The 24,678-nt window shown below is 72.3% G+C and carries 21 protein-coding genes; 17 read left to right on the top strand and 4 right to left on the bottom strand.

The features are described from left to right. Window positions 1-67: 67 nt before the first annotated feature. From ACFYZA_RS03605 to ACFYZA_RS03590, 4 genes are all read left to right on the top strand, one after another. On the top strand, window positions 68-1,114 hold the full coding sequence (locus tag ACFYZA_RS03605; protein WP_382583721.1) for a BTAD domain-containing putative transcriptional regulator: 1,047 nt from the start codon (window positions 68-70) through the stop codon (window positions 1,112-1,114). A gap of 35 nt (window positions 1,115-1,149) precedes the next feature. Then, window positions 1,150-1,827 (top strand): hypothetical protein, encoded by a 678-nt coding sequence (locus tag ACFYZA_RS03600; RefSeq protein WP_388486802.1) that lies wholly within the window; start codon window positions 1,150-1,152, stop codon window positions 1,825-1,827. 127 nt (window positions 1,828-1,954) lie between these two features. Then, complete coding sequence (locus ACFYZA_RS03595) at window positions 1,955-2,350, top strand: hypothetical protein (RefSeq protein ID WP_388486800.1); 396 nt, start codon at window positions 1,955-1,957, stop codon at window positions 2,348-2,350. A 93-nt stretch (window positions 2,351-2,443) separates the two neighbouring features. Next, complete coding sequence (locus ACFYZA_RS03590) at window positions 2,444-3,091, top strand: hypothetical protein (RefSeq protein ID WP_388486798.1); 648 nt, start codon at window positions 2,444-2,446, stop codon at window positions 3,089-3,091. 174 nt (window positions 3,092-3,265) lie between these two features. On the opposite strand, the gene ACFYZA_RS03585 is transcribed toward ACFYZA_RS03590, so the two are convergent. Next, window positions 3,266-4,195: a hypothetical protein gene (locus ACFYZA_RS03585; protein ID WP_388486796.1), complete on the bottom strand. Its 930-nt coding sequence runs from the start codon at window positions 4,193-4,195 to the stop codon at window positions 3,266-3,268. 366 nt (window positions 4,196-4,561) lie between these two features. Between ACFYZA_RS03585 and ACFYZA_RS03580 the strand changes: the two genes are divergently transcribed. After that, the gene (locus ACFYZA_RS03580) at window positions 4,562-5,632 is read left to right on the top strand and encodes a hypothetical protein (protein ID WP_388486793.1); all 1,071 of its coding nucleotides are present in this window, start codon (window positions 4,562-4,564) and stop codon (window positions 5,630-5,632) included. Window positions 5,633-5,678: 46 nt separating this feature from the next. Next, window positions 5,679-6,224: an SAM-dependent methyltransferase gene (locus ACFYZA_RS03575; RefSeq protein WP_388486790.1), complete on the top strand. Its 546-nt coding sequence runs from the start codon at window positions 5,679-5,681 to the stop codon at window positions 6,222-6,224. 58 nt (window positions 6,225-6,282) lie between these two features. On the opposite strand, the gene ACFYZA_RS03570 is transcribed toward ACFYZA_RS03575, so the two are convergent. The 3 genes from ACFYZA_RS03570 to ACFYZA_RS03560 form a co-directional block, all read right to left on the bottom strand. Further along, entirely contained in the window at window positions 6,283-6,834 is a 552-nt protein-coding gene (locus tag ACFYZA_RS03570; protein WP_382583739.1) for an MOSC domain-containing protein, read from the bottom strand. Window positions 6,835-6,908: 74 nt separating this feature from the next. Next, complete coding sequence (locus tag ACFYZA_RS03565) at window positions 6,909-7,091, bottom strand: hypothetical protein (RefSeq protein ID WP_382583742.1); 183 nt, start codon at window positions 7,089-7,091, stop codon at window positions 6,909-6,911. A gap of 94 nt (window positions 7,092-7,185) precedes the next feature. Next, a complete protein-coding gene (locus ACFYZA_RS03560; protein WP_388486787.1) occupies window positions 7,186-8,247 on the bottom strand; it encodes a fatty acid desaturase family protein in 1,062 nt (353 codons plus the stop codon). Window positions 8,248-8,506: 259 nt separating this feature from the next. Between ACFYZA_RS03560 and ACFYZA_RS03555 the strand changes: the two genes are divergently transcribed. The 11 genes from ACFYZA_RS03555 (at window position 8,507) to ACFYZA_RS03505 (ending at window position 24,613) form a co-directional block, all read left to right on the top strand. Continuing rightward, window positions 8,507-11,347 carry a DEAD/DEAH box helicase gene (locus tag ACFYZA_RS03555; protein ID WP_388486785.1) on the top strand — a complete coding sequence of 947 codons (2,841 nt, stop codon included), beginning with the start codon at window positions 8,507-8,509 and terminating at the stop codon, window positions 11,345-11,347. Then, the gene (locus tag ACFYZA_RS03550) at window positions 11,344-12,609 is read left to right on the top strand and encodes an SWF or SNF family helicase (protein WP_388486782.1); all 1,266 of its coding nucleotides are present in this window, start codon (window positions 11,344-11,346) and stop codon (window positions 12,607-12,609) included. Before ACFYZA_RS03555 ends, ACFYZA_RS03550 begins: the two co-directional genes overlap by 4 nt. 148 nt (window positions 12,610-12,757) lie before the next feature. Continuing rightward, window positions 12,758-14,251 carry an APC family permease gene (locus ACFYZA_RS03545; RefSeq protein ID WP_388486780.1) on the top strand — a complete coding sequence of 498 codons (1,494 nt, stop codon included), beginning with the start codon at window positions 12,758-12,760 and terminating at the stop codon, window positions 14,249-14,251. Then, window positions 14,248-15,276, top strand: a complete 1,029-nt coding sequence (locus tag ACFYZA_RS03540; protein WP_388486778.1) for an acetamidase/formamidase family protein — start codon at window positions 14,248-14,250, stop codon at window positions 15,274-15,276. Before ACFYZA_RS03545 ends, ACFYZA_RS03540 begins: the two co-directional genes overlap by 4 nt. Before the next feature lie 15 nt (window positions 15,277-15,291). Beyond that, complete coding sequence (locus tag ACFYZA_RS03535; protein WP_388486776.1) at window positions 15,292-15,867, top strand: N-acetylmuramoyl-L-alanine amidase; 576 nt, start codon at window positions 15,292-15,294, stop codon at window positions 15,865-15,867. A gap of 121 nt (window positions 15,868-15,988) precedes the next feature. After that, window positions 15,989-17,281, top strand: coding sequence for a GAF domain-containing protein (locus ACFYZA_RS03530; RefSeq protein WP_388486774.1), 1,293 nt, complete (start codon window positions 15,989-15,991; stop codon window positions 17,279-17,281). Window positions 17,282-17,338: 57 nt separating this feature from the next. Then, window positions 17,339-18,862 carry an aldehyde dehydrogenase gene (gene adh / locus ACFYZA_RS03525; protein ID WP_388486772.1) on the top strand — a complete coding sequence of 508 codons (1,524 nt, stop codon included), beginning with the start codon at window positions 17,339-17,341 and terminating at the stop codon, window positions 18,860-18,862. Between the two features lie 440 nt (window positions 18,863-19,302). Then, entirely contained in the window at window positions 19,303-20,181 is an 879-nt protein-coding gene (locus ACFYZA_RS03520) for a helix-turn-helix domain-containing protein (protein ID WP_388486770.1), read from the top strand. Window positions 20,182-20,519: 338 nt separating this feature from the next. Beyond that, complete coding sequence (locus ACFYZA_RS03515) at window positions 20,520-20,855, top strand: hypothetical protein (RefSeq protein WP_382583769.1); 336 nt, start codon at window positions 20,520-20,522, stop codon at window positions 20,853-20,855. Window positions 20,856-21,023: 168 nt separating this feature from the next. Then, window positions 21,024-23,108: a WD40 repeat domain-containing serine/threonine protein kinase gene (locus tag ACFYZA_RS03510; protein ID WP_388486767.1), complete on the top strand. Its 2,085-nt coding sequence runs from the start codon at window positions 21,024-21,026 to the stop codon at window positions 23,106-23,108. Next, window positions 23,105-24,613: a serine/threonine-protein kinase gene (locus ACFYZA_RS03505; RefSeq protein ID WP_388486765.1), complete on the top strand. Its 1,509-nt coding sequence runs from the start codon at window positions 23,105-23,107 to the stop codon at window positions 24,611-24,613. The genes ACFYZA_RS03510 and ACFYZA_RS03505 overlap by 4 nt, the downstream gene beginning before the upstream one ends. Window positions 24,614-24,678: the final 65 nt, after the last annotated feature.

Below are 24,678 nucleotides of genomic sequence, written 5' to 3'. Positions count from 1 at the left end.
GGCCTGTCCGATCTCCGCCGTCGGGGCCAGCGTCGAGGCAACTGCCCCCCATGCCAGGAGAGACCGCATGCCGACGACCGCGACCCGGTTAACCGTCACGCTCCTCACGCGCCAGGAGCGCGAGGTGCTGCGCGCGGTGGGCTGTGGCCTGACGGACCAGGAGATCGCCCGTGCGCTCGCGCTCTCCGAAGGCGCGGTCACCGTCCACCTGCGCGGCATCCTGGCGAAACTCGGGCTGCGCGACCGGGCGGCGGCCATCGTGCACGCCTTCGACGGCGGGCTGGTCGTTCCCGGCCAGGGCCCGCGCGCGGCGGCGTCGCCCGCACCGCGGGCGACCGTCCGCGAGCACCCGGTGCGGATCTCCGTGCTCGGCCCGCTGCGGGCCTGGCGCGACGGGCGTCCGCTGGACCTGGGGCACCTCCGGCAGCAGGCCGTCCTCGCGAGGCTGGCGCTGTGCCGTGACCGGACAGTCAGCAAGGACGAACTGCTGGAGGGAATCTACGGGTTGGAGCCACCGCTCACGAAGGTCGTGCCGGTCTACGTCTACCGGCTGCGGAAGGCCCTCCAGCTGGAGAGGGGAACGGACTCGGTGATCCAGCACGACCGGTGCGGCTATCGGCTGGTTCCCCACGCGGTCGAGGTGGACGTGGCCAGGATGGAAGAGCTGGCCGCCACCGCCGGCGCGGCCGAGCGGGCCGGCGAGTCCGCCGAGGCGGTGCGCATCTGCGCCCAGGCCCTCGACCTGTTCCGCGGGGAGCCGCTGGCCGCGCTGCCGGGCCCGTTCGCGGAGCTGGAACGGCTCCGGCTGACCGAGCGCAGGATCGGGCTCACCCTGCGCAAGCTGGACCTCCAACTGACGCTCGGTCGGCACTCCGAGGCCGTCTGCGAGCTGTCGGCACTGGCCGCGGCCCGTCCGCTGGACGAGCCCGTCGGCGCGATGCTGATGCGCGCGCTGTGCCTGGGCGGACGGCAGGCCGACGCGCTGGGCGTGTTCGAGCGCACCCGCCGCCGGCTGGCCGACGAGCTGGGGGTGGCACCGAGCCGGCTCCTGCGCCGGACCCACCGGACGATCCTGCACGGAGGCGACACCGCCCTCCCCCGGACGGCGCCATGACGGGGCCGACGCCGCGAAGCCGCGGTGATGAGCTGTTGCTGGCACGGGTCTCAGCGGCGGCCGGCCGCGCTCGCCTCGGCCGGCGGCTGGCCACGCACACGGCGACGGCCTGCCGTCCCCGCACCCGGATCGGTCTGCGCCGGGCGATCCGTCGCCTGTCGGCCCGGGACGGCCACAGCCGCTCCGCAGCACGGGCGAGCCCGAACGCGCGACTGGACCTGTACGAGCACGGCATGACCGTCGCGGTGAAGGGCCGCATCCACGTCGTCCGCTACGACACGACGTCGGTGTTCCGCCACGGCCCAGTGCTGCTCGGTTCCGCTTCCCCCGGATCCGCCCTCATCCACACGCTCACCGACACCGAGCACAAGCGCTTGTTGCTGTACGGCAGTTGCGGGGACGCCGACGCGCGGGCCTGGGAGAACGCGCTCGGGCGCGCCGTCACACGTGCCCGCGTGCCCGGCGCCCTGGTAGCGCTGCACCGGGGTGAGCGGGTCTCGTTCGGTGAGGTCTGGTTGACCATCGAACAGGTCGGGTGCGCGGCGCTGCGTGTGCCCTGGGAACGGATCCAACAAGTCGGCTTGGACGGCGAGTTCCTGACCGTCACGGTCGACGGGCGGCAGCACAGGCTCGGTCCGGCGGTCTCCCGGATACCGAACGTCTTCGTGTTGTGGGCGCTCGTCGACTACTGCCGCAGCCGGGACGCCCCTTGACCGCCCACAGCCCTGGACCGCACACCGCATACGGGGGTGCCGAACAGCCCATCGCGTACGCGCACGAAGTACACCGCCGCACGCCCTCATCGAGCTCTTCGAACTCGCCCAATGAACAGGAATCGCCATGAACGACCTCTTGCACAAGCTGGTCTCCATCGTCATCACCGGCGCTCTGGTCGCCCTGGTCGGATACGCCAGCGTGTCCGTACGCAGGCGCAGGGTCGCCCGGGAGGAGGCCAACGGACCGGCCCCGGTCCAGGATCCGACGCAGGTCCTGCTGCGCCAGGCACAACAACTGGACCGCACCCGGGACGAGTTGGCCGCGCAGCGCCGGGGGCCGGAGGCGCTGACTCCGGCCAGGCAGGCCGCGGACGCCTGGCGCAGGCTCACCGAGGCTCGGCCCGGAAGGTTCCAGGCGGAGCGCAGGGCGGCCCTGGCGCGCCTCGGTGAGCTCCTGGACGCCGTGGGCCAGGCCGAGCAGGCGGCCCAGGTACGCCAGGAAGCCGCGCGCCTTCTCTGACCGAGTGGCCGCTGATCCTGCCTGCCGGGTGACCCCAGGACCCGCCTGCCAGGTCACCCCAGGCCCTGCCCGACCGAATGAAGGAGACCGACCATGCCCGCCGCCATCTGGACCGGGCGGAACGCGACGCCGGAGCGGGCCGCTGCCGACGTGACCGCAGCCCTGAAGGCCGAACTCGGCCTCAACGCACCGCCGTTGGCGGTGACCCTGCCGTCCGAAAGCACCGGTACACCGGCCGGGAGCCTCCTCCCGCCGCGCCCCCGATTCAGCGGAATGCCCGCTCCGACACATTGCTTCGTCTATGTCGACGCCCAGTCACCCAGGCGCTTCGAACTCCGGGCCTCCGTCATGACCGGACGCTCGGGGCTCCGCCGGAGCCTGGGCCTGGGACACCTCGCCTATGCCGTACCCCTGACGACACCCGCATGCTCACCCGTCGCTCTCACCGTGCCGACCGGTTCCAGCACCGCCCGCTTCGAAGGAGACCCAACGGCGGCAGGCCGGTTGAACCGTGATCCCAACCTCGTCGACGCGGCGCGTGCGCTGACGCCGGGCACGGCCGGCCCGGACCGGAACCACACGTGGCAGGTGGCGAGCGGCCTGACGATCGAACCGCTCCCCGAAGGTTCGGTCCTGCTGGTCCAGACCCTGCACCGCCCCACCGCCCGCGCCTGGTCCCTCAGCGCGGCGGCGGTGCTGGACATGGCGGCACGGGTCGAATCGTCCCTGGGGGCCCATTGATCGGAGGTTCGGACGAGGGCGGGTTGCGCCGGATTTCCGCATGCCTCTGCGAACGGTGCGGGCGGGGTGTTCCCGATCGGTGAAGACGGCGTTGGCCGTGGGTGGTCCCGTCGGGCCGTGCGGTGCCGGGCCGGGGGCGAGCACCCCCGGCCCGGCACCGCCCCGTCACGGGCGTCAGAGCGCGCTGAAGCCGCTCTCCCCCGGTCGGCGGCAGCCAGTGATGGCCGCCAGGGGGATTCCCCCGATGAAATCCATTTCCTGGGTGGGGCCGACGGGACCGATGACGGCCGCGGTCGCGGTCTCCAGGGACGTGCTGTTGGCGTAGACCGTCGGCTTGGTCAAGATCTTGCTCCGCGCGGGCGGCGCGGCGAACCTGTGCCAGCCGCTTACCTGGATCTGGTAGAGGTGCCGGTCGTTGCTGGCGTACCCGCCGCAGTCCTCGTCCAGCGCCGTGGAGACCAAGGTCGGCTTGGGGCTGCTGACATGGGCCCGGGCATAGGCGATCGGGTCCTCAAGGAACATGGCGAGTTCGGTCGCGACGGACGTGCTGTTGCGAGACCTCATACCGTTCGACTGCCGGATGACCTCGGGAGAGCGCCCATCGGCTCGGAAGAAGACCAGGCTGGCCGATCCGGCGAGCGCGTACCCGTGCGCGGGGGTGTCGGAAGGCCCCTGCACGGACTCCCCGGCCGCCGACGTCTGCCCGGCCGAGTCGGTCCGGTCGGCGCTGGAGGTCTGCGCGGCCCCGCCGAGCCTCAGATTGTCAGGCTTCTTCGGTACGGGCGGCTTCTCGCCGGGCGCGGTCTGCACGGCGACCGGGCCGCCGCGCCCCTCGTGGGCGGTACCGGCGGCGGCAGCCCTCGGCTCCATTCCCTGGCGCACCGGCTCGTCGAGGTGCCCGCAGCCGGCGCCGTGCTCGTGCTGTTCCTGGGCCCAGGTGTCGTCGGCGCCCCGGAGCATCTGGACGACCGCGGCGTTGCCCGCGGCGGCCTGCAGGCCGAGCAGGCCGTGCTGTTGCGCGGGCGGGGCGGCTGCGGGCCGACGGGCGGGGATACGGCTGTCGCCCGCCCCGGTGTGGGAGCTGGCCTTCTCGTGGTCGTGCACGGGAGTCCCTCGTGGTGTGAGATCGTCAGCTTCCCTGGGTACGTGGCGGAGAGCCGCCGGCGCAAGGTACGAGCGGGCAGACGCGGTGACCGGACGGGCACATCCGATGCCGCGATGATCCACGTGGGGGTCGGCCTGCTCTCGCCAGAAGACGATGACTGGCCGGAGCTGCTTCCGGCAGACACGTCCGGTGGGCAGCCCGAGTAGTCGGCGTAGTAACCGCCTTGAGATGTGGCGGCTCCCTGCCTGGCTCCCCCGAGCGCAAGGGCTCTGCTCACGAGGACCATTGACCTGTACAGAGCCCTCGACGTCCGCGTTACCGGGTGGTTAAGGTGCGCCGACGAGCGAACCGAAGGGGAGGATTCCGTGACCGGGACGGACGAGGCGGAAGCGGCCGCAACCGCCGCAGACGAGGCGCTCTACGTGCTGACGGCGGCGCTCCTCACGCCCGCGCAGTTCCCGAGCGTGCTCGGCGACGACTACCCGGAGGCGTGCGCGGCACTCGGCCTCGGGCCGTACGCCCAGGGGTACGGGCTCGTCCTCGGACAGGACGGCGCCGGCGCCCGCTGGACGGTGGTCGTCGACGACGTCTCGCTGGTGGCGGTGGCGATCGCGTCCTGGGACTGCGGGATGGAGTACGACCTGTCGCCGGACGAGCGGACGGTGGTGGCGGCGCTGCCCGGCTGGCCGCTGGAGCTGGTCGTCTCCGCGCCGAACGTGCCGGCCCCGCACGACCCCGAGCCGGACCCGGAGGGCCCTCCCACGCTCACGCCCCCCGACACCAGCGCATGGGGCCCGGCCCAACGGCGCCTGGGTGCGGACGCGGTCGCGTTGCAGTGGAGCACCTGGCGCGAGCAGTTGGACCCGGAAGCGTTCGGGGCGCCTCCGGGGGCCGAGGAGGCGGAGGCCCCATCGGATGCCTCCGACGCGTCGAGCACCGCGCGGGCGCCGGCTTCCGCGACCGAGGGAGCCACCCCCGACGGCGACGCCGGCGTCGCCCAGAAGGCAGAGCACCCCGACGGCAGCGACAGCCTCACCGAGAAGGCCGAGCACCCCGACGGCAGCGAGAGCGCGAGCGTCACCGAGGAGACCGGCGACACCACGTCCCCCGAGAAGCGCGACGGATCGGATGCCCAGGCCGGTCACGGGCACCAGCACCCCGGAGGCGAGGAGTCGGGCGTGCGGCGCGTCCTCGCCGAGCTGCGCGGCTACCTCGACACCGCTCCCCCGGTCGGACGGGTGCGCTCCACCTTCGCGCCGGGGGGTGCCCGCACCCTGCGCGCCGACGGCCCGGGCTGGTCCCTGGTGGCCAGGACCGACGACATGGCGTTCGTCCTCCTCGACGGATGCCCCGGCGATGTCCACCCGGTGAGCCGCGACGCCGAACTGCCCGGCCTGCTCGAAGCGCTGGGCGCGATCGCGGTGCGGCCGTCCTAGGGTGCTGACCATGCGGACCGATGAGGCGGCACGGGGAGGAACCGGCTTGACGGACATGGTTGTTGGCGGAGAGCCGGGCGATGACACGGCGGCCGCGAGTACGCCGGACGCGGCGACCGTCAGTGCGTCGGACGTGCTGTGCCGACCGGTGGGGTGGGTGGTCGGCGGGCGGGCCGAGACGGTCGACGACCACTGGGGCCGCGAGACGGCGGTGATCCGCCTCGACGCGGACCGATTCGGCCCCGAGGCGCTGTACGGGCTCGCGGACTTCTCCCACCTCGAAGTGGTCTTCCACTTCGACCGCGTGGCGCCCGAGAAGATCGAGTCCGGTGCCCGGCGCCCGCGCGGCAATCCGGAGTGGCCCCTGGTGGGGATCTTCGCCCAGCGGGGCAAGAACCGCCCCAACCGCCTGGGCGTCTCACGCTGCCGGATCCTGTCGGTCGAGGGTCTCGACGTACGGGTCGCGGGACTCGACGCCGTGGACGGTACGCCGGTGCTCGACATCAAGCCGTACCTGGCCGAGTTCGGCCCGCGCGGCGAGACCACACAGCCCCAGTGGTCGGTGGAGCTGATGCGGGAGTACTACGAGTGACCAACTCGTCTGCGCACAGGCCGCGTTGACCCTGCCGCCCGCAACCGCTCCCCTCCCCTCACACCCGGTCCAGCGGACGGTGCGGCCCCTCCGGGAGCTCCGCCGTGATCGTGTCGCCGGGGCGTATCTCGCCGCCCGTGCGGACCACGCTCATGATCCCGGCCTTCCGCACGATGGTGCCGTCGGCGTCACGGCCGACGACCTGCTTCAGGAGCCCGTCCTGAAAGGCGTCGATCTGCAGGCACGGATTGCGCAGGCCGGTCACTTCGACGACCGCCTCCGTACCGATGTGGAGCAGCGTCCCGGTGGGCAGGCCCAGGAGGTCGATGCCTTCCGTCGTCACGTTCTCGCCGAGCTGGCCGGGGGCGACCTCGAAGCCCTTCTCCGCGACCTCGCCGAACAGCTCGGCGTGGATGAGGTGGACCTGGCGCAGGTTGGGCTGCGTCGGGTCCTGGGCGACGCGCGAACGGTGTTTGACCGTCACGCCCGCGTGGACGTCGCCCGCCACGCCGAGGCCGGGCAGCAGGGTGATGCTGTCCCGGTTCGGCTTGGTGAACGAGTACTCACCATTGCTGCTGACCGCCCTGACCGTTCCCTTGGTGCCGTCCATCGCGCAGCTCCCCTCTGCCGTACCCACTGAACGGCCCGAGCCTATCCGGGCAGGTCGGGGGCTCCCAGCACGTGCTAGCGGCCGAGCTCCTTGCGGGATATGTGGCGCAGCCTGCGGCGCTGGCTCGGGTCCAGCATCAGATAGGCCGCCACGGGGACGCCGATCAGCACCAGCAGGGCGAGCCAGAAGCCGATCAACGGGATCAGGATGATCCCCGCCACGACTCCACCGGCGGCGATCATCGCGCGCTTCGACATGTCCGTCGCCTTCCTCTTCACGGCCCGTGGGCCGCTCCTCCTGTCCAGAGAACGCACGGTCACGCCCGCTGGTTCCAGCTGCTTCCACTATGCGTCACTTCCGCAGCGGTGCGCCGACCTCGTGCATGTGCTCAAGGGCCTGCCGGTAGGAGTCGATCAGCGAGGTCTCCGTGTACGGGATGCCGAGGGAGGCACAGTGGGCCCGGACCACCGACTGGGCGAGCCGCAGGTGCGGGCGCGGCATGTTCGGGAACAGATGGTGCTCTATCTGGTAGTTCAGGCCGCCCAGGAACCAGTCGGTGAGCAGCCCGCCGCGCACGTTGCGCGAGGTCAGCACCTGGCGGCGCAGATGACCCCACGCGGAGTGGCCGGGGTCGTCCGGATCGGGCATCTCCATGCCCTTGTGGTTGGGGGCGAAGGTCATGCCGAGGTGCAGACCGAACAGGGCGTGGTGCAGCAGGGCGAAGACCAGCGCCTTGCCGGGCGACATGACGCTCAGGAGCAGCGTCGCGTAGCCGGCGAGGTGGCCGAGGAGGAGCGGGGCCTCCACGGCGCGCTCGCGCGGCGGCTGCCGCTTGAGGTCCTGGAATCCGTACACCTTCAGGGCGATGCCCTCCAGGAGCAGCATCGGGAAGAAGAGCCGGGCCTGGTTGCGGGTGAGCCAGCGGGCGAAGCCCTCGCGGTGCTCGGCCTGGCGCTGGGTCCACACGAGGGCGCCGACGCCGACGTCGGGGTCCTTGTCGACGTGGTTCGGGTTGGCGTGGTGCCGGTTGTGCTTGTCGTTCCACCAGGCGTAGCTCATGCCGAGGAGGAGATCGCTGTGGAGCAGGCCGATCAGCCGGCCCGCGCGCTTGCCACGGGTGATCTGGCCGTGTCCCGCGTCGTGGCCGAAGAACGCGGTGCGGGCCCAGAACACGGAGAGCGGGACGGCGAGGAGCAGGGTCCACCAGGTGTCGCCGGTGAACACCATCGCGGTGGCCGTTCCCGCCAGGGCGAGCAGGTTGACGACGATGCGGGCGGCGTACCAGCCGGTGCGACGGTCGAGCAGGCCCTGGCCCTTCACCGTCTTGAGCAGGGGCGCGAACTCGCTCCCGGCCCGCGGTACGGCGGGGGCGTCGAGCCCCGTGCTCGGCTGCGGCATGGTGGCCTGTGGCATCACGTCTCCGGTGTTCGGTCGTCCCCCGCAGGTCCCTGCGCTGACCTCACCGAACGTACGGATCGACGGCCTTGACGACCATGGAGTCACCCCCCGGCCCGTGCCGGGGGGTTGCCCCGTGCTTCTGGGTGGTGCTGGCAACACCCACCCGGATCGCCTGTGACGCGGGTCACCGCGCGGAGCCCCCGCGCGGCCCTCCGTTCCTGTACCCTCGGCCGCTCCGGCCAACGTAGTCAAATTTGAGGAATGCGTTAACGCTGTGCAGAGGCTCCCTGCTCCCACGCCGTCCCAGCTCGCCGAACTCGCCCGCTGTTCCGTCGCCTTCCTGTTTGCCGACCCCTCCCGCACCGGCCGCATCGCGTTCTGGCGCCCCGACGGCGAAGAGCCCCCGGCCGCCCCCGGCGCCGTCGAGGAACTGATCGTCGTCGACGCGGACGCGGTGCCCCGTTCCGTACCCGCCCTGCTGCTGCCGGCCCGGGACGCGCTGCCCGTCCTCACCCGGGCCCGCGCCCTCTCCCACGCCTCGCGCCCTGCCGCGTTCTGGGGCACGGCCGCACTGCTCGCGCTCCAACTGGCCGCGCGCGGGCTCCTGTTGCCCGGTCTCAGCGCGGGCGATCACGACGCGTGGCGGGTCGGCCCGCTCGGCGCCGACGAGCTGGACAAGGTGCGCGAGCTCGCCGCCGCGATGCCGCCCGAGGCGCATGCCGTACCGCTGGACACCGAAGGGCCGCTCCTGCTGCCCGAGCCCGAGCGGCTGTTGCGAGCCTTCCTCGACGCGGTCGCGGACGGACTGCCCCGCACCCCCGCCGCGGTGCACGCGACGGGCTCCCCCGCGTTCGCCGCCGAGGCGCCGCGACGGCTGCCCGAGCAGCGGGCCTGGGCCGCCGAAGTGGCCGCCGGGCACGACGCGGGCGTACGGATCTCCCTGCGGGTCGAGCTGCCGGGGCTCGCCTCCGCCGACCCGGAGAGCGCCGGGCCGGTGTTCCGGGCCGTCCTCCAGATGCACAGCGTCAGCGACCCCGCTCTGGTCGCGGACGCCGCCGAAGTGTGGGCCGGATCCGCCGGGTTCGGACCCCGGGCCCGCATGGACGCGCTGCTCGCCCTGCGCCGGGCGGCCCGCGTCTGGGCTCCGCTGGCCCCGCTGCTCTCGGATGCGGTGCCGGACGCGGTCGAGCTCGCCGACGAGGAGGCGGCCGAACTCCTCGGCTCGGGGGCCCGGGCCCTGGCCACGGTCGGCGTCCAGGTCCACTGGCCGAAGGAGCTCTCCCGCAAGCTGACCGCGAAGGCCGTCGTCGGCCCGCCGGAGCAGGAGCCCGAGCGGGTCGGATCCGCGGCGCCGTCCCTGCTGTCCGCCGATGCGCTGCTCGCCTTCGACTGGTCGTTCGCCCTGGGCGGCGCGGAGTTGACCCGGCAGGAGCTCGACGCGCTGGCCGAGGCGAACCGTCCCGTGGTGCGGCTGCGCGACCAGTGGGTGCTCGTCGATCCGGAGGAGGTGCGGCGCGCCCGCGCGGCACAGGACCGCAAGGTGACCCCCGTCGACGCGCTGGCAGCGGTCCTGACCGGCTCGACCGACATCGACGGGCGCCGGGTCGAGGTGGCCGCGACCGGCTGGCTGGCCCGGCTGCGCGACCGGCTCGCCGACCCCGAGGGCCAACGCGAGCAGCCCGTCGCCCAACCGGCGGCGCTCACCGCGCAGTTGCGCGACTACCAGCTGCGCGGCCTCAACTGGCTGGCCGACATGACCTCGTTGGGCCTGGGCGGCTGTCTCGCCGACGACATGGGGCTCGGCAAGACGATCACCCTCATCGCACTGCATCTGCACCGGGGGACCGACCCGGCGACGGCCGGTCCGACCCTCGTCGTCTGTCCGACCTCCCTCATGGGCAACTGGCAGCGCGAGATCGAGCGGTTCGCGCCGGGCACGCCGGTACGCCGCTTCCATGCGGCTTCGCGCTCGCTCGAAGGCCTGGTGGACGGCGAGTTCGTCCTCACCACGTACGGCACGATGCGCCTCGACGCCGCCAAGCTGGCCAACGTCCCCTGGGGCATGGTGGTCACCGACGAGGCCCAGCACGTCAAGAACCCGTACTCCGCGACGGCCAAGCAGCTCCGCACCATCGGCGCCCGGGCCCGGGTGGCGCTGAGCGGCACACCCGTCGAGAACAACCTCTCGGAACTGTGGGCGATCCTCGACTGGACCACGCCCGGACTCCTCGGCAAGCTCAGCACCTTCCGCACCAAGTACGCGTCCGCCGCCGAGAGCGGCCAGGACCCGGCGGCGGCCGAACGGCTCTCCCGCCTGGTGCGGCCCTTCCTGCTGCGTCGCCGCAAGTCCGATCCGGGCATCGCGCCCGAACTGCCGCCGAAGACCGAGACCGACCGGGCCGTCTCGCTCACCAAGGAGCAGACCGGCCTGTACGAGGCGGTGGTGCGCGAGACGCTCGCCGAGATCTCCGGCGCCGACGGCTTCGAGCGCCGGGGCCTGGTGATGAAGCTGCTGACCGCGCTCAAGCAGATCTGCAACCACCCCGCGCAGTACCTCAAGGAGGAGAGCCCGGCGATCAGCGGCCGCTCGGGAAAGCTGGAGCTGCTCGACGAGCTTTTGGACACCATCCTCGCCGAGGACGGCTCGGTGCTCGTCTTCACGCAGTACGTCCAGATGGCGCGGCTCGTCGAGCGGCATCTGGCCTCCCGTGGCGTGCCGACGCAGTTCCTGCACGGCGGGACGCCCGTGGAGCGCCGCGAGGAGATGGTGCGCCGCTTCCAGGACGGTCAAGTCCCCGTCTTCCTGCTGTCGTTGAAGGCCGCCGGCACGGGTCTGAACCTCACCCGGGCCGGCCATGTCATCCACTACGACCGCTGGTGGAACCCCGCCGTGGAGGCCCAGGCGACCGACCGCGCCTACCGCATCGGCCAGACCCAGCCGGTCCAGGTCCACCGCCTCGTCGCGGAAGGCACGATCGAGGACCGCATCGCCGACATGCTCGGCCGGAAGCGGGAGCTGGCGGACGCGGTGCTCGGCACGGGCGAGTCCGCGCTGACCGAACTGTCCGACGCCGAGCTGACCGACCTGGTGGCACTGCGAGGGAGCGGACGATGAGCGGCACCTACGACGACGAGCGCACCTTCGAACCGATGCCGCCCGCACAGGGACGAGGCTTCGCGAGCACTTGGTGGGGACTCGCATGGCTGAAGGCCCTGGAGGACACCGCCCTCGACGGACAGCAGCTCAAGCAGGGCCGCCGCCTGGCCCGCCAGGGCGCGGTCGGCGCGCTGACAGTACGCCCGGGCCGGATCACCGCGGTGGTGCGGGACCGGGACGGGTCGCAGTACCGCGGCGACGTCCTGCTCCAGGAGCTGGACGACGAGGACTGGGACCGGTTCCTCGCGATGGCGGCGGAGCGCTCGGGCCACATCGCGGCCCTACTCGACCGCGAGATGCCGCCCCACCTGGTGGAGGACGCGGCGGGCGCCGGCATCGAACTCCTGCCGGGCATAGGCGACTTGGAGCCCGAGTGCACCTGCGGGGCCTGGGACCACTGCCCGCACACCGCCGCGCTCTCCTACCAGGTGGCGCGGCTGCTCGACCAGGATCCCTTCGTCCTGCTCCTGCTGCGCGGCCGCGCGGAACGGCCCCTGCTCGACGCCCTTCAGGAGCGCGTGGCGGCCCCGCCCGCGGACGAGCCCGCGACGGCGTGGGGCGTACCGGCCGAGGAGGCTTTCGCGGCCAGGGACATCGTGCCGCCGCTTCCCGTGCCGCCCGCCCTTCCAGCGGAACCGGGCGACCCGGCCCGCCTGGACACCGAGACCCCGCCCGAGCCCGGGATCGACCCGGCGGCGCTGGAGTTCCTCGCGGCCGATGCGGCGGCCCGCGCCCACCGCATGCTGGCCGACGCCCTCGCACCCGGGCACGAACTCCAGCCCTTCACTGTCGAGTTGACGGAGGATCAGGACTGCGTCCGGCTCGCGGCAACGTGCCGGGACAGCCACATTTCGGCCCGGCTCGCCGAGGCGTCGGGCCGCCGCCCCGCTGAGCTTTTCACTGCCCTACGCGCCTGGCGGCTCGGCGGGGCCGTCTCGCTCCGCGTACTCGAGGAGGAGTGGACGCCCGCGCCGCAGGAGCTGGCCCGGGCGATGGCCGGGCTCGACCGGGCCTGGGCCGAGGGCGAGCGTCCGGCGCTTCGGGCCACCGGAGGCAACCGGTGGACCGCGACCGGCCGGGACGCCCAGCTGCGGCTCGGCCCGGACGGCCGCTGGTGGCCCTATCGCAAGGAGCGCGGCCGCTGGTCCCCGGCGGGCCCGGCGGACCGGGATCCGGCGGCCGCGCTGGAGGCGGCGCTGGAATCGTCACCGGCCGAGTGAGGGCACGGAAGTTCCGGCCACCCGCGCGCGGGTGCGCTCCGGGCGCCCACCCCGCCCGTACCGCCCGTCCTCTTCCACCCCGCTCGCCCCGGACCGTACGGTAACTACCGTGGGATGCCTGCCTGTTGACCGACAGAGGGAGCCGACTGTGCCGGGGGAATCCAGCAGGGGTACGGGCACAGGCCTGGCGCGCGACGCGGTCGGCCTGCGCGAGGTCCTCTTCCAGAGCGTCACCGCGATGGCGCCCGCGGCGGCCGTCGCCGCCTCCATTCCGGCGGGCGCGGCGTTCGCCGGCGGCAGCCTGCCGCTGTCGGTCCTGGTGGCGTTGGTCGCCTGTCTTTTCACCGCGTCGTGCGTGGCGGAGCTCGCGCAGCATCTGCCCGCCGCCGGCTCGGTGGCCACCTACAGCGCCCAGGGCCTGCACCCGGCGGTCGGCTTCCTGGTCGGCTGGGGATATGTGTTCGTCGAGGCCCTGGTGCCGCCGCTGCTCCTGCTGCAACTGGGCTTCACCACGGCGGGCACCCTGCATCAGCAGTGGGCGTCGTATCCGGCGGGCCTGTGGTGGCCCTGGTCGCTGGCCGGGGCCGTCGTCATCGCGGTCGCGGGCTTCTTCGGGGTACGGGCCTCGGCGCGGTTCGGCACGGTGCTCGGCATCTTCGAGATCCTGGTGTTCGTCGCCTTCGCGGTGATGCTGATCGTGGCGGCCGGATCGGACAACACCCTTTCGGTGTTCGGCACTTCACACACCGCGCACGGCTTCGGCGGTTTCGGCGGGGTGTTCGCGGGCTCCGTGTACACCGTGCTCGCCTTCGCCGGCTTCGAGGCGGCGGCCCCGCTCGCCGAGGAGGCGAAGGACCCCCGGCGCACCATGCGACGCGCGGTGTTCGGGGCGGCCCTCGCGATCGGAGTGGTGTACGTCCTCACCACGTACGCGATGGCGGTCTACTTCGGCCCCGACCGGTTCGAGGGCTTCGGTGCCTCCGGCGATGCCTCGTGGGAAGGCGTGGCCCGGGCGTCGTTCGGCCTCTTCTGGGTGATCCTGTTCCTCGCGGTGGTCAACTCGACGGTCGCGAACGCCAACGCCTGCTCCAACGTGTCCACCCGCACGGCCTTCGCGCTGGGCCGGATCGGGGTCTTCCCGCGCGCCTTCGCGCGGCTCCACCCGAGCCGCCGCTCCCCCGTGACCGGCGTGGCCGTGCAGTTCGTGGTGGCGGTGGCCGCGATGCTCGGCCTGGGCCTCCGGTACGACCCGGTCACGGCGTTCGCGCTGCTCGCCACGGTCATCGTCACCGTGATCATCGGCGTGTACATCGTGGCCGACGTGGCCTGCGCCGGATACTTCCTGCGGCGCCGCCGCGACCTGTTCAGTCCGCTGCGGCACCTGCTGTTCCCGGCGCTCGGCATCGCCGCGTTCGTCCCGGCGCTCCTGACCGCGGCGGGGATACCGGCGTTCGGCTTCGTCGCCGAACTCGCGCCGCCGGTGTCGTACGCCGGGCCCGTCGTCGGGGTGTGGATGGCGGCCGGGGTCGTCGTGCTCGTGGTCCTGGCGCGCCGGTACCCCGAGCGGCTGGCCCAGACCGGCCGCGTTCACCTCATCGATCCCGATGAGGAAGTCGAGCAGACAGGAGCGGTACGAGGATGAGCGACGACCCGCGGATCGTGACCGTGCGGCCCAAGGACAACGAGTACGCCTGGACGTTCGGCGGGGCGGCGCCGGTCGCGCGCATCGCGCCCGGCACCGTCCTCGACCTCTACACCGAGGACTGCTTCGCCGGGCGGGTGCGCTCCGAGCGCGATCTGGTGTCCCGGGTGTGCGAGTTCCCGTTCCTCAATCCGCAGACCGGCCCCTTCTACGTCGAGGGTGCCGAGCCGGGCGACACGCTGGCCGTGCACTTCGTGTCGATCCGGCCCGCGCGGGACTGGGCGGCGTCCACGACCGTCCCCCTGTTCGGCGCGCTCACCTCCACCCATGCCACGGCGACGCTCCAGCCGCCGCTGCCCGAGGTGGTGTGGATGTGGGAGCTCGACCGGACCCGGGGGACCTGCCTGTTCCGGGCCCGGGAGAGCGACATCGAGGTCGAGCTGCCGATGGACCCGATGCACGGCACGGTCGGGGTGGCCCCGGCCAACCTGGAGGTGCGTTCCGCGCTGGTGCCCGACGCGCACGGCGGGAACATGGACACGCCGGAGATGCGGGCGGGGGTGACCTGCTACCTGGGCGTCAATGTGGAGGGCGCCCTGTTCAGCCTCGGCGACGGGCACGCCCGTCAAGGCGAGGGCGAGACGTGCGGGGTCGCCGTCGAGTGCGCCATGAACACCGTGGTCGTGGTGGAGCTGCTCAAGGGCGTGGCCACGCCCTGGCCGCGCATCGAGTCCGACACCCACATCATGTCGACGGGCTCTGCGCGGCCCCTCGAAGACGCCTTCCGCATCTCGCAGTTGGACCTGGTGCGCTGGCTGGAGCGCGACTACGGCCTGTCCGAGCTGGACGCGTACCAGCTGGTGAGCCAGGCGGGTGAGGCTCCGCTTGCCAATGTCTGCGACACCAACTACACCTGTGTCGCCAAGATCCGCAAGGAGTGGCTGCCCCGGCAGGGCGAGCCGCACCACGGCCTGCACCGCCACCTGAGGGAGCGGTCCGGTCAACTCCCTTCCTTTCCAGCCTAGTTCAGGGGTGCGTCCATGAACCGAAGAAGACTCCTCCAGGGCGCGGCCGCCACGGTCGGCGCCGGCTTCCTGTTCCCGGCGACGGAGGCGGCGGCGGACGGCACCACCGACTACCCGGGGGCGCACTGGATGCCCGCCTCCTCCTCCAACTACACGGCTTCCAGCAGGCCTTCGGCCTATCCGATCGACCACGTGGTCATCCATGTCACCCAGGAGACGTGGTCGAACACCATCGGCATCTTCCAGAATCCGGCCAAGCAGGTGTCCGCTCACTATGTGACGCGCTCCGCCGACGGATACATCGCGCAGCTGGTCAGGGAGCACGACATCGCCTGGCACGCCGGGAACTGGGACTACAACACCCGCAGCATCGGCATCGAACACGAGGGCTGGGTCGACCAGCCGGCCTACTTCACCAACGCGCTGTACGAGCGGTCGGCGGCCCTGACCGCGAACATCTGCGACCGGTACGGCATCCCGAAGGACCGCGAGCACATCCTCGGCCACTACCAGGTCACCGGCACCGACCACACCGACCCGGGGCCGGAGTGGGACTGGGTGCGGTACATCAGGCTGGTCAACTTCGCCTGACAACAGGCTGGTTGGCGTGCCGGTGGACCTCTCCTCGAAGCCCCCGTTCCGCGCTCCTTGCCGCATCGCCCCGCCGCGACGACGATGGGAGCAGCCCATACGGTGCGCGGGGAGGCCCTAGGTGACGGACAGGCGGGACGAGTCCTGGGTGGCCCTGGAGGCGGGGGCGGACCCGGCCGAGCGGAGCTGTCAACTGCGCCACGCACACGAGCAGTTCACCGCCGGCGGGCGGCTGACGCGTCCGGTACGCCCGCTGGTGGCCGCATCCTGGAAACGCTCCGCGCGGGCCCGCGTCAGCCCGGACGGCGCGGCCTGCGTGGAACTCGGCGAGGAAGACCTCGCCGCCTGCCGCGACGGCCATCCGCTCGCCCGCGTCATGCCGCTGATACGGGAGCTGACCGGGGCGTACGCGGGTGACGGCGAGCACCTGGTCGCGGTGTGCGACGCGCAGGGCCGGCTCCTGTGGGTCGAGGGGCACCCACGGATCCGTAGCGCGGCCGGGCGCATGAACTTCGTCCCCGGCGCCCGCTGGGCGGAGTCGGCCGTGGGGACCAACGCGCCCGGTACCGCCCTGGCCGAGGACCGGCCGGTCCAGGTCTTCTCGGCGGAGCACTTCCGCCGCCCGGTGCAGCGCTGGACCTGCGCGGCGGCGCCCGTGCACGATCCCCGGACCGGACGCCTGCTCGGCGCGGTCGACCTGACCGGCGGTGACGGCCTCGCGCACCCGCACAGCCTCGGCTTCGTGCAGGCGGTGGCGCGGGCCGCCGAGTCCGAACTCGCCCTGCTCGCGCCGCCGCCCGCGCACGAGACGATCAGCCTCGGCGCCCTCGGCCGGGACGAGGCGCTGCTCGTCACCGGCGGCCGCAAACTGCGTCTGAGCCACCGCCACAGTGAGATCGTCTTCCTGCTGGCCCGCCACCCCGAAGGCCTGACCGGCGATGAACTCCTGGTGGCCCTGTACGAGGACGAGGCGGTGAGCCCCGTGACCCTGCGCGCCGAACTCTCGCGACTGCGGAGGCTATTGGGCCCGGAGCTGCTCGCATCGCGCCCCTACCGGCTGACCGTTCCGGTCGACGTGGACTTCGACACGGTGGCCCGACGGCTCGGCTCGGGCGCGGTGGCCGCCGCGATGACGGTCTATGCCGGGCCGCTGCTGCCCGGCTCGCAGGCCCCTGCCGTGACCCGCCTGCGCCGGCGCCTCGACGACCAGTTGCGCGCGGCACTGATCGCACGCGCCGACCCCGGCCTCCTCGCCGACTGGGCGTACAGCCCCTGGGGCGAGGACGACCTGCCGGTGTGGCAGGCCCTGGCAGCGGCGTTGCCGAGCTGTCAACAGGCTTCTGTGCGCGTCAAGTTGAGGGAGCTGACGACTGAACAGGGCCTCGCAACGGGGCCGCAACGTCCGGGCGCCTAGTCTGCGCGGCGTGCGCCGCCCAAGGGCGGGCGGCGCGGCAGAGGGAGGCCCACGCAGATGACCCGTTACGCAGCGCCCGGCACCGAGGGTGCGCTCGTCTCGTTCCGGTCCCGTTATGACAACTGGATCGGCGGCGAGTTCGTACCGCCGAGGCTCGGCCAGTGCTTCGAGAACCCGAGCCCCGTCAACGGCCGTCCCTTCACCGAGATCGCGCGGGGCACCGCCGAGGACGTCGAGCTGGCGCTCGACGCGGCGCACGCGGCCGCGCCCGCGTGGGGACGCACCTCGCCGGAGGCCCGCGCGAACGTCCTGCTCAAGATCGCGGACCGGATGGAGGCGCACCTGGAGGAGCTGGCGGTCGCCGAGAGCTGGGAGAACGGCAAGCCCGTCCGTGAGACGCTGGCCGCCGACATCCCGCTCGCCATCGACCACTTCCGCTACTTCGCGGGAGCGTTGCGCGCCCAGGAGGGCACGCTCAGCGAGATCGACGACGACACGGTGGCGTACCACTTCCACGAGCCGCTGGGCGTGGTCGGACAGATCATCCCGTGGAACTTCCCGATCCTGATGGCGGTGTGGAAGCTGGCTCCGGCGCTGGCGGCGGGCAACGCGGTGGTCCTCAAGCCCGCCGAACAGACCCCGGCGTCCATCCACTTCTGGATGAGCCTGGTGGCGGACCTCCTCCCCGCGGGTGTGGTGAACATCGTCAACGGCTTCGGCGTGGAAGCGGGCAAGCCGCTGGCGTCGAGCCCGCGCGTCGCGAAGATCGCGTTCACGGGCGAGACCACGACGGGGCGGCTGATCATGCAGTACGCCTCGGAGAACATCAAGCCCGTCACGCTGGAGCTGGGCGGCAAGTCGCCCAACATCTTCTTCGACGACGTGTGGGCGCGGGACGACGACTTCCGCGACAAGGCGCTGGAGGGCTTCACGATGTTCGCCCTCAACCAGGGCGAGGTCTGCACCTGCCCCTCCCGGGCCCTGATCCAGCGCGGCCACTACAGCGAGTTCCTGGAAGCGGCGATCGCCCGCACGGAGCAGATCGTCCCGGGCCACCCGCTGGACACCGACACGATGATCGGCGCCCAGGCCTCCAACGACCAGCTCCAGAAGATCCTCTCCTACCTGGACATCGGCCAGCAGGAGGGCGCGAAGATCCTGACGGGTGGTCAACGAATCGACCACGGCGGCGAGTTGGAGGGCGGCTACTACATCCAGCCGACCATTTTCGAGGGCGACAACCGCATGCGGATCTTCCAGGAGGAGATCTTCGGCCCGGTGGTCGCGGTGACCTCCTTCACCGACTTCGACGACGCGATCGGCACGGCGAACGACACCCTGTACGGCCTGGGCGCGGGCGTCTGGACCCGCGACATGAACACGGCCTACCGCGCCGGCCGAGCCATCCAGGCGGGCCGAGTGTGGACCAACTGCTACCACGCCTACCCGGCACACGCCGCCTTCGGCGGCTACAAGCAGTCGGGCATCGGACGCGAGACGCATCGGATGATGCTGGATCACTATCAGCAGACGAAGAATCTCTTGGTGTCGTACTCGCCGAAGAAGCTGGGCTTCTTCTAGGGAGTGCGCGGAGCTGCGCCTGAACTGGGGCTTCTACCAGTCAGGCGCAGCTCGTTGAAGGATCTTCGCGGTCCGTCTCGGCCCAGTACGAGTGGGCGGCGAGTGAGGCCGATCAGCTGCCGGTCACCTGTGGCCAGGGGCGGAAGTGGGACCCCTGATCTCCGACCGCGCCGCCCCTCCTCTGTCCCGGCCGTGACCAGCGGCTCGATGGACGCCTACTGCCCGTCCGACAGAGCTGGTGTGTGCCCTCTCTTCACGCCCCGCACAACGCGGAGAAGCCGGCCTTGACGTCCACTCAGTACCAGCTCTATGACGCCCCGAAGCGCCCTGTATATCTTGGAGAGGAGCGGCGGCCGGCGACCATCGGCCTCCGTGACCGACGCATCCTCAGGCTGAGGGGGATGCGCCCCCTGGCGGGGCCCGGGCAAAGGGGATGTCTCGTGGGCCGTGAGGTCGGACGTGGTGATGGACCGGGCCGGGAGGTCACGGTCTCCGACGCCGACGGTCTGCGACGGGCCACCCGACCCCCGCACCCGGCTCTACAGCCCTATCTGTGCGGTCGCATCGGCTACTCGCACATGGCCCCGCCCTACCGGGTCCGGATGGTTCCGACCGGGCACGTCGTACTGGCCATCAGCCTGGCCGAGCCGTTCAGCCAGATCCGCCGCCTCGGAATGCCGGGCTCGGGCACCGGCCGGATCGGTTCTGTGGTGGTCGGCATGGAGGACCGGCCCGCGTGGTGCGCACATCCCGGTGGCCGGCAGGAGGTGATCCGCCTGGAGTTCACACCGCTCGGTGCCTACCGGCTGCTCGGCCTGCCCATGCGCGAGTTGACCAACCGCGTGGTGGGGCTGGACGACGTCCTGGGCGCCGAGGCCTGTGTGCTGGTCGAGCGTCTGGCGGCCACCCGGAGCTGGGCAGCCAGGTTCGACGTGCTCGACGCCGTGCTGCTGGCCCGGCTCAGGCGTGGCCCGGAGCCCGCACCCGAGGTCCGGCACGCGTGGCGCCTGCTCACCGGCTCGGCCGGTGCGGTTCCCATCACCCGACTCGCCGACGAGGTGGGGTGGAGCCGCAGCTACCTGGTCCGCAGGTTCACCGAACAGGTCGGGCTCACGCCCAAGACCTCGGCCCGGGTCCTCCGCTTCCACCGCGCCGCGCGACTGCTCGCCTGCGGACCCGTAGACCTCGCCGGAATCGCCGCCGGCTGCGGCTTCTACGACCAGGCGCACCTCACCCGGGAGTTCCGCGCCCTGGCCGGTCTCACCCCCGGCCAGGTGGCGTCGGCCACCCGGCCGGTTGACGAGGCTCTCGCTCTCTAGGACGAGGTCACTTTCGTCCAATCCGAGCCCGCCTCCGCGCCTCTACGTTCGAGAACGAAGGTCGGAGCCGGCCGGAGCGCACCCGACTGCCCCACAGGCTCCGTTCGATCGAACGCGACCTGAGGGGCGGCACGCGATGGGTGCGACACCGACGGCAGAAGTGGCCATTCCGGCTCTGCTCGCAATCGATGCCCGGTTGGCACGAGCAATCGATGTCCGGGCTGGCACGAGCCGAGGAGGCGGTGACGCGGACCAGCGCCGGCCGGGTACGGAGCCTGCTGAAGTGCCACGGGGAGGAGACGTCTTTGTTCAGCGATCGAGCGAACGTCCAAGGGGCGATGATCGCCCAAATCGTCCATGGGAAGGCCACCCCGGCCCTCGTGACGAGGGTCCAGGCCAACTTCCGGAGGTGGCTGCGCGACTTCTGGAACGGTAACGAGCCACTGGCCATGGGCTATTGCATCCATGTGCTGGCCGAAGCCTGCGGTGGATCGCGGGGCGAGTGGGGCACGCTCAGCGAGAACCAGCAATCAGCGGTGGTCTGGTTCTTCAGTCTGCTGTGTCTGCCGTCCCCGGCCAGCGGTGAGAACGACGCGGCTGCCTTCTATCGGGAGGCTCGCGTCTCGGGCGGCCTCGCGGACCTCGCCCGTACCGCCGACATCCTGCGTGGCTGAGCCTGGGCGGGTTTCTCCAACATCACGATCCACCCGGCAAGATCACTTCCCGCGGTCCGGGGGCTTCCATCAGACCCCGACCGTGGGTGCTTCTACGCGGCGGCACCGCGGGGCGCAGTGGCCGGAGGGACTTGGACGCCAAGGATTGATTCGAGAGGGAACACAGCGATGACAACACCCCTGCAGGCTGGCGATCCCCGTCAGTTGGGCGATTACCGGCTGGTCGCGCGGCTGGGTGGTGGGGAGCTGGGGACGGTGTTCCTCGGCCGTTCCGGCAGTGGCCGACTGGTGGCGCTGCGGGTGGTCGCGCCGCAACTGGCGGCCGATGCGGAGTTCCGGCGCCGGTTCTCAGAGCTGACTGCCTGCGCGCGGGGAGTGAGCGGCTTCTACACGGCGCAGGTGGTGGACGCCGCCGCCGACGGGGACGTGCTGTGGGTGGCGAGCGCGTACATCGCCGGTCCGTCGCTGCGGGAGGCGGTGGCGGCGCACGGCCCGCTGCCGGAGGAGGCGGTGCGGGCGCTTGGGTCGGGGCTGGCGGAGGCGTTGGCCGGTGTGCATGCGGCCGGTCTGCTCCACGGCGGCCTCACCCCGGGCGACGTGATCCTCGCGGACGACGGTCCCCGGCTGACCGACTTCGCGCTTGCCCGGCTGTGGGATGCCGCCCATCCGTCCCGGACGGTCGGTGTGGCACCGGATGGTGTGTTCCTCGCACCGGAGCAGGTGCGCGCCGGCGCGGTCGGCGCGGCCTCGGACGTCTTCTCGCTCGGCGCCGTACTGGTCTTCGCCGCCACCGGGCGCAACGCCTTCGGCGATGGAATCGGGTCGGATGCGCTGCTGCGCGTGGTGACGGGGGAACCTGACCTTACGGGGGTGCCCTACTCGCTGCTCGGTCTGATCGGCGCCTGCCTGGCCAAGAACCCGCGAGCCCGCCCGGACCTCGGCGAGCTAGTGGGCAGCCTGGCCGGACCGGGTCCGGGCGGCTGGCTGCCGCCCACCCTCCGGGACATGGTCGGCGAGCGGCAGGCCGAGGCCGGCACCCACCTCAGGGCCGGAGCACAGCCGGGGCGGCGGGCGCTGCTGGCGGCCGCCGGTATCGCCGCCCTCGCGGCCGTCGGGGTGCCGGTGGGGATCTGGGCCGCGCACGACGACAACCCGACGAGCGGCACTCCGAGTTCCGCCCACGGCGCCTCGGGCGCCGGAGCCGGGGCCGGCCCCGCCGCTGATGTCGTGACGTTGACAGCGGGCACGTTGGTCGAGGTGGGACGTGAGACGGGCAATGGCAGGGGGATCGCCTTCAGCCCGGACGGGAAGCTCCTGGCGACGGGCGCGATGAACAAGGTCGTCCTGATCGACCCGGCGGCCGGGAAGCAGGTGGGTGTGCTCGCGGTGAGCCGCGCCCTGGGCGACGCCAACGCCGTCACCTTTTCCCGAACCGGCGGCCTCCTCGCCGCCTGCTACTCCCTGCCTCCCGACCTGAGCAGCCGCGATGACAAGGACCGCGAGCACGGCCGGGCTGCCGTCACGGTGTGGGACGCCGCCTCCCGCCGGGAGGTGATCACGGTGGTCGCCGCCTCCCAGGGCAACACGCTGGCGCAGCCGTACGCGGTCGCGTTCAGTCCGGACGGGCGGCTGGTAGCGCTCGGCCGGGACGGGCGCGACTGCGTCGGGACGGCCTTGGTGTGGGAGGTGACGTCCGGCAAGCAGGTCGCTTCCCTGGTTGTCGGGCCCGGGTCCAACGGCACCCTGGGTGCCGCGCGCAGCGTCGCGTTCAGCCCCGACGGCAGGACCCTGGCCGTCGGCTACGGAAGCGACTTGAAAGGGGCGGTGGACTTGTTCCACGTCTCCTCCTCGTTCGCGCCGATCGCGACCCTCGCCCTGGACAAGACCGACCCGTACGGTGTGACGTCGATCGACTTCACGCCCGACGGAAGGACACTGGTCGGCTCCTTCGGCGGCGTCGCCGTGTGGGATGTCGCGGGCCGGAGGCTGATCGCGACCCTGGCCGACGTCAACTCGCATGTCGAGGGCGTGTCGGTGAGCCCCGACGGGAAGCTGATCGCCGGCTCCGCCAGCGCCCATTCCCAGGGCGGCGGTGTGGTGGTGTGGGACCTGGCATCCCGCAAAGGCATGCCGGTGACGACGGGGCGCAGCGGCGCGGGCAAGGTGGCGTTCGGTCCGGACGGCAAGCGTCTGGCCGCGACGACCGACACCGCTGAGCTGCTGGGCGCCGTGCAGTTGTGGTCGGTCGGATGATCCAGCTGCCGGCCCCGGAGGATCCTCGGCAGGTCGGGCCGTACGATCTGGTGCGGCGGCTGGGCCGGGGCGGGATGGGCGAGGTGTTTCTCGGCCGGTCGCCGGGCGGGCGGCTGGTGGCGGTCAAGGTGGTGGCCGCCGAGCTCGCGCACGACCCCGTCTTCCGGCGACGCTTCGCGCTGGAGGTGGAGGCGGCACGGAAGGTCGGCGGGTTCTACACGGCGCAGGTGGTGGACGCCGACACCGACGCGGTTCGGCCCTGGCTGGTCACCGCCTACATCCCCGGCCCGTCGCTGCACCAGGTGATCGTCGACGGTGGGCCACTGCCGCTTCGGGCGCTTCGGGTGCTCGGCTCCGGTCTGGCCGAGGGCCTGGCCGCCATCCATGCCGCCGACCTGGTCCACCGGGACCTGAAGCCCGGGAACGTGATCGTCGCCGACGACGGCCCACGGGTCATCGACTTCGGGATCGCGCGTGCGCTGGACGGCGGCCAGCACACCGGTGCGGTGATCGGCACCCCCGGCTTCATGTCGCCGGAGCAGGCACAGGGCAAACCCGTCGGCCCGGCCTCCGACGTGTTCGCGCTCGGATGCGTCCTCACCTACGCCGCCACCGGGCACAGCCCCTACGGGCGGGGCCGCTCCGACGTCGTCCTCTACCGGACGGTGCACGAGCCTCCTGATCTGGAGGGGGTACCGGACGAGCTCACCGCGTTCATCCGGCTCTGCCTGGCCCCTGAGCCGGGCGGGCGTCCTCTGGTGTCGGACGCGCTGCGTCACCTGGTGACCTCCGCCGAAGACACGCAGTGGCTGCCCGCCGGGGTCTCGGCGATGATCGGCGAGCGGCGGGCGGCGACGCTCGCCCTGCACGAGCGCACCGCGCCCGAACCGCCCGGCAGCGGGCCGGACTCCCGCGCGGAGTCCGGGCCGGTGCGGCGCCGCCGTCGGGCGGTGCCGGCGGCGGCCGCCACCCTGGCCGTCGGCGCCGCCGCCTGGGCCGCCGTCGCACTGCCGCACGCCTTCAACACCGGCGGCGGATCGGGGACATCCGGGGCGTCGGCGACTGTGAAGGCCGCCGCGTGGAGCGGGGACCCCTGTGACGTCACGAGCTACAGCCTCATCCAAGACCACCAGCTCACCAGCGTCGGGCAGGCCGGCGGCTCCGCCAACGGCTCCCATCGTGTGAAGACGTGCACCTGGAAGGTCGGTGCGGCGACGGTGGACAACAACCGCACGTTGACGTTGGCCTACTCCACCGCCGCGTTCCACCTGATCACGGACCGCAAGACACCCGAGGAGTCGGCAGACGTGCACCTGGACAAGCTCACCTCCGCCGCGGCCTACGCGAACCAGGAGGAGGACCAGTGCGAGGTCGACTGGCGGACACCCGACGGCTACGCCGCCGTCCTCGAATCCGAGCCCGGCGGCAGTGCCGCGTGCATCCTCGCTTCCCAATTCGCCCAGGACCTGGCCCCCAAACTGGCCGGCGGAACACCGGCCATCTGACCCGGCCGGTTCCGCCGAACGCGGGGCCGAACGCGCCCTGCGGCGCTCCCTCCTGACCACGGCCG

The organism is Streptomyces sp. NPDC001828 (assembly GCF_042892175.1).
In the GTDB taxonomy this organism is placed as follows: Bacteria; Actinomycetota; Actinomycetes; order Streptomycetales; family Streptomycetaceae; genus Streptomyces.
The sequence above is the reverse complement of the archived record's forward strand: the minus strand, read 5'-3'. Positions and strand labels throughout refer to the sequence as shown.

Coding starts and splice junctions, on each gene's coding strand:
- ACFYZA_RS03605 (WP_382583721.1), top strand. CDS start 68: ATGCCGACGACCGCGACCCGGTTAACCGTCACGCTCCTCACGCGCCAG.
- ACFYZA_RS03595 (WP_388486800.1), top strand. CDS start 1,955: ATGAACGACCTCTTGCACAAGCTGGTCTCCATCGTCATCACCGGCGCT.
- ACFYZA_RS03590 (WP_388486798.1), top strand. CDS start 2,444: ATGCCCGCCGCCATCTGGACCGGGCGGAACGCGACGCCGGAGCGGGCC.
- ACFYZA_RS03570 (WP_382583739.1), bottom strand. CDS start 6,834: ATGGACGGCACCAAGGGAACGGTCAGGGCGGTCAGCAGCAATGGTGAG.
- ACFYZA_RS03565 (WP_382583742.1), bottom strand. CDS start 7,091: ATGTCGAAGCGCGCGATGATCGCCGCCGGTGGAGTCGTGGCGGGGATC.
- ACFYZA_RS03560 (WP_388486787.1), bottom strand. CDS start 8,247: ATGCCACAGGCCACCATGCCGCAGCCGAGCACGGGGCTCGACGCCCCC.
- ACFYZA_RS03550 (WP_388486782.1), top strand. CDS start 11,344: ATGAGCGGCACCTACGACGACGAGCGCACCTTCGAACCGATGCCGCCC.
- ACFYZA_RS03540 (WP_388486778.1), top strand. CDS start 14,248: ATGAGCGACGACCCGCGGATCGTGACCGTGCGGCCCAAGGACAACGAG.
- ACFYZA_RS03535 (WP_388486776.1), top strand. CDS start 15,292: ATGAACCGAAGAAGACTCCTCCAGGGCGCGGCCGCCACGGTCGGCGCC.
- adh (WP_388486772.1), top strand. CDS start 17,339: ATGACCCGTTACGCAGCGCCCGGCACCGAGGGTGCGCTCGTCTCGTTC.
- ACFYZA_RS03515 (WP_382583769.1), top strand. CDS start 20,520: ATGATCGCCCAAATCGTCCATGGGAAGGCCACCCCGGCCCTCGTGACG.
- ACFYZA_RS03510 (WP_388486767.1), top strand. CDS start 21,024: ATGACAACACCCCTGCAGGCTGGCGATCCCCGTCAGTTGGGCGATTAC.
- ACFYZA_RS03505 (WP_388486765.1), top strand. CDS start 23,105: ATGATCCAGCTGCCGGCCCCGGAGGATCCTCGGCAGGTCGGGCCGTAC.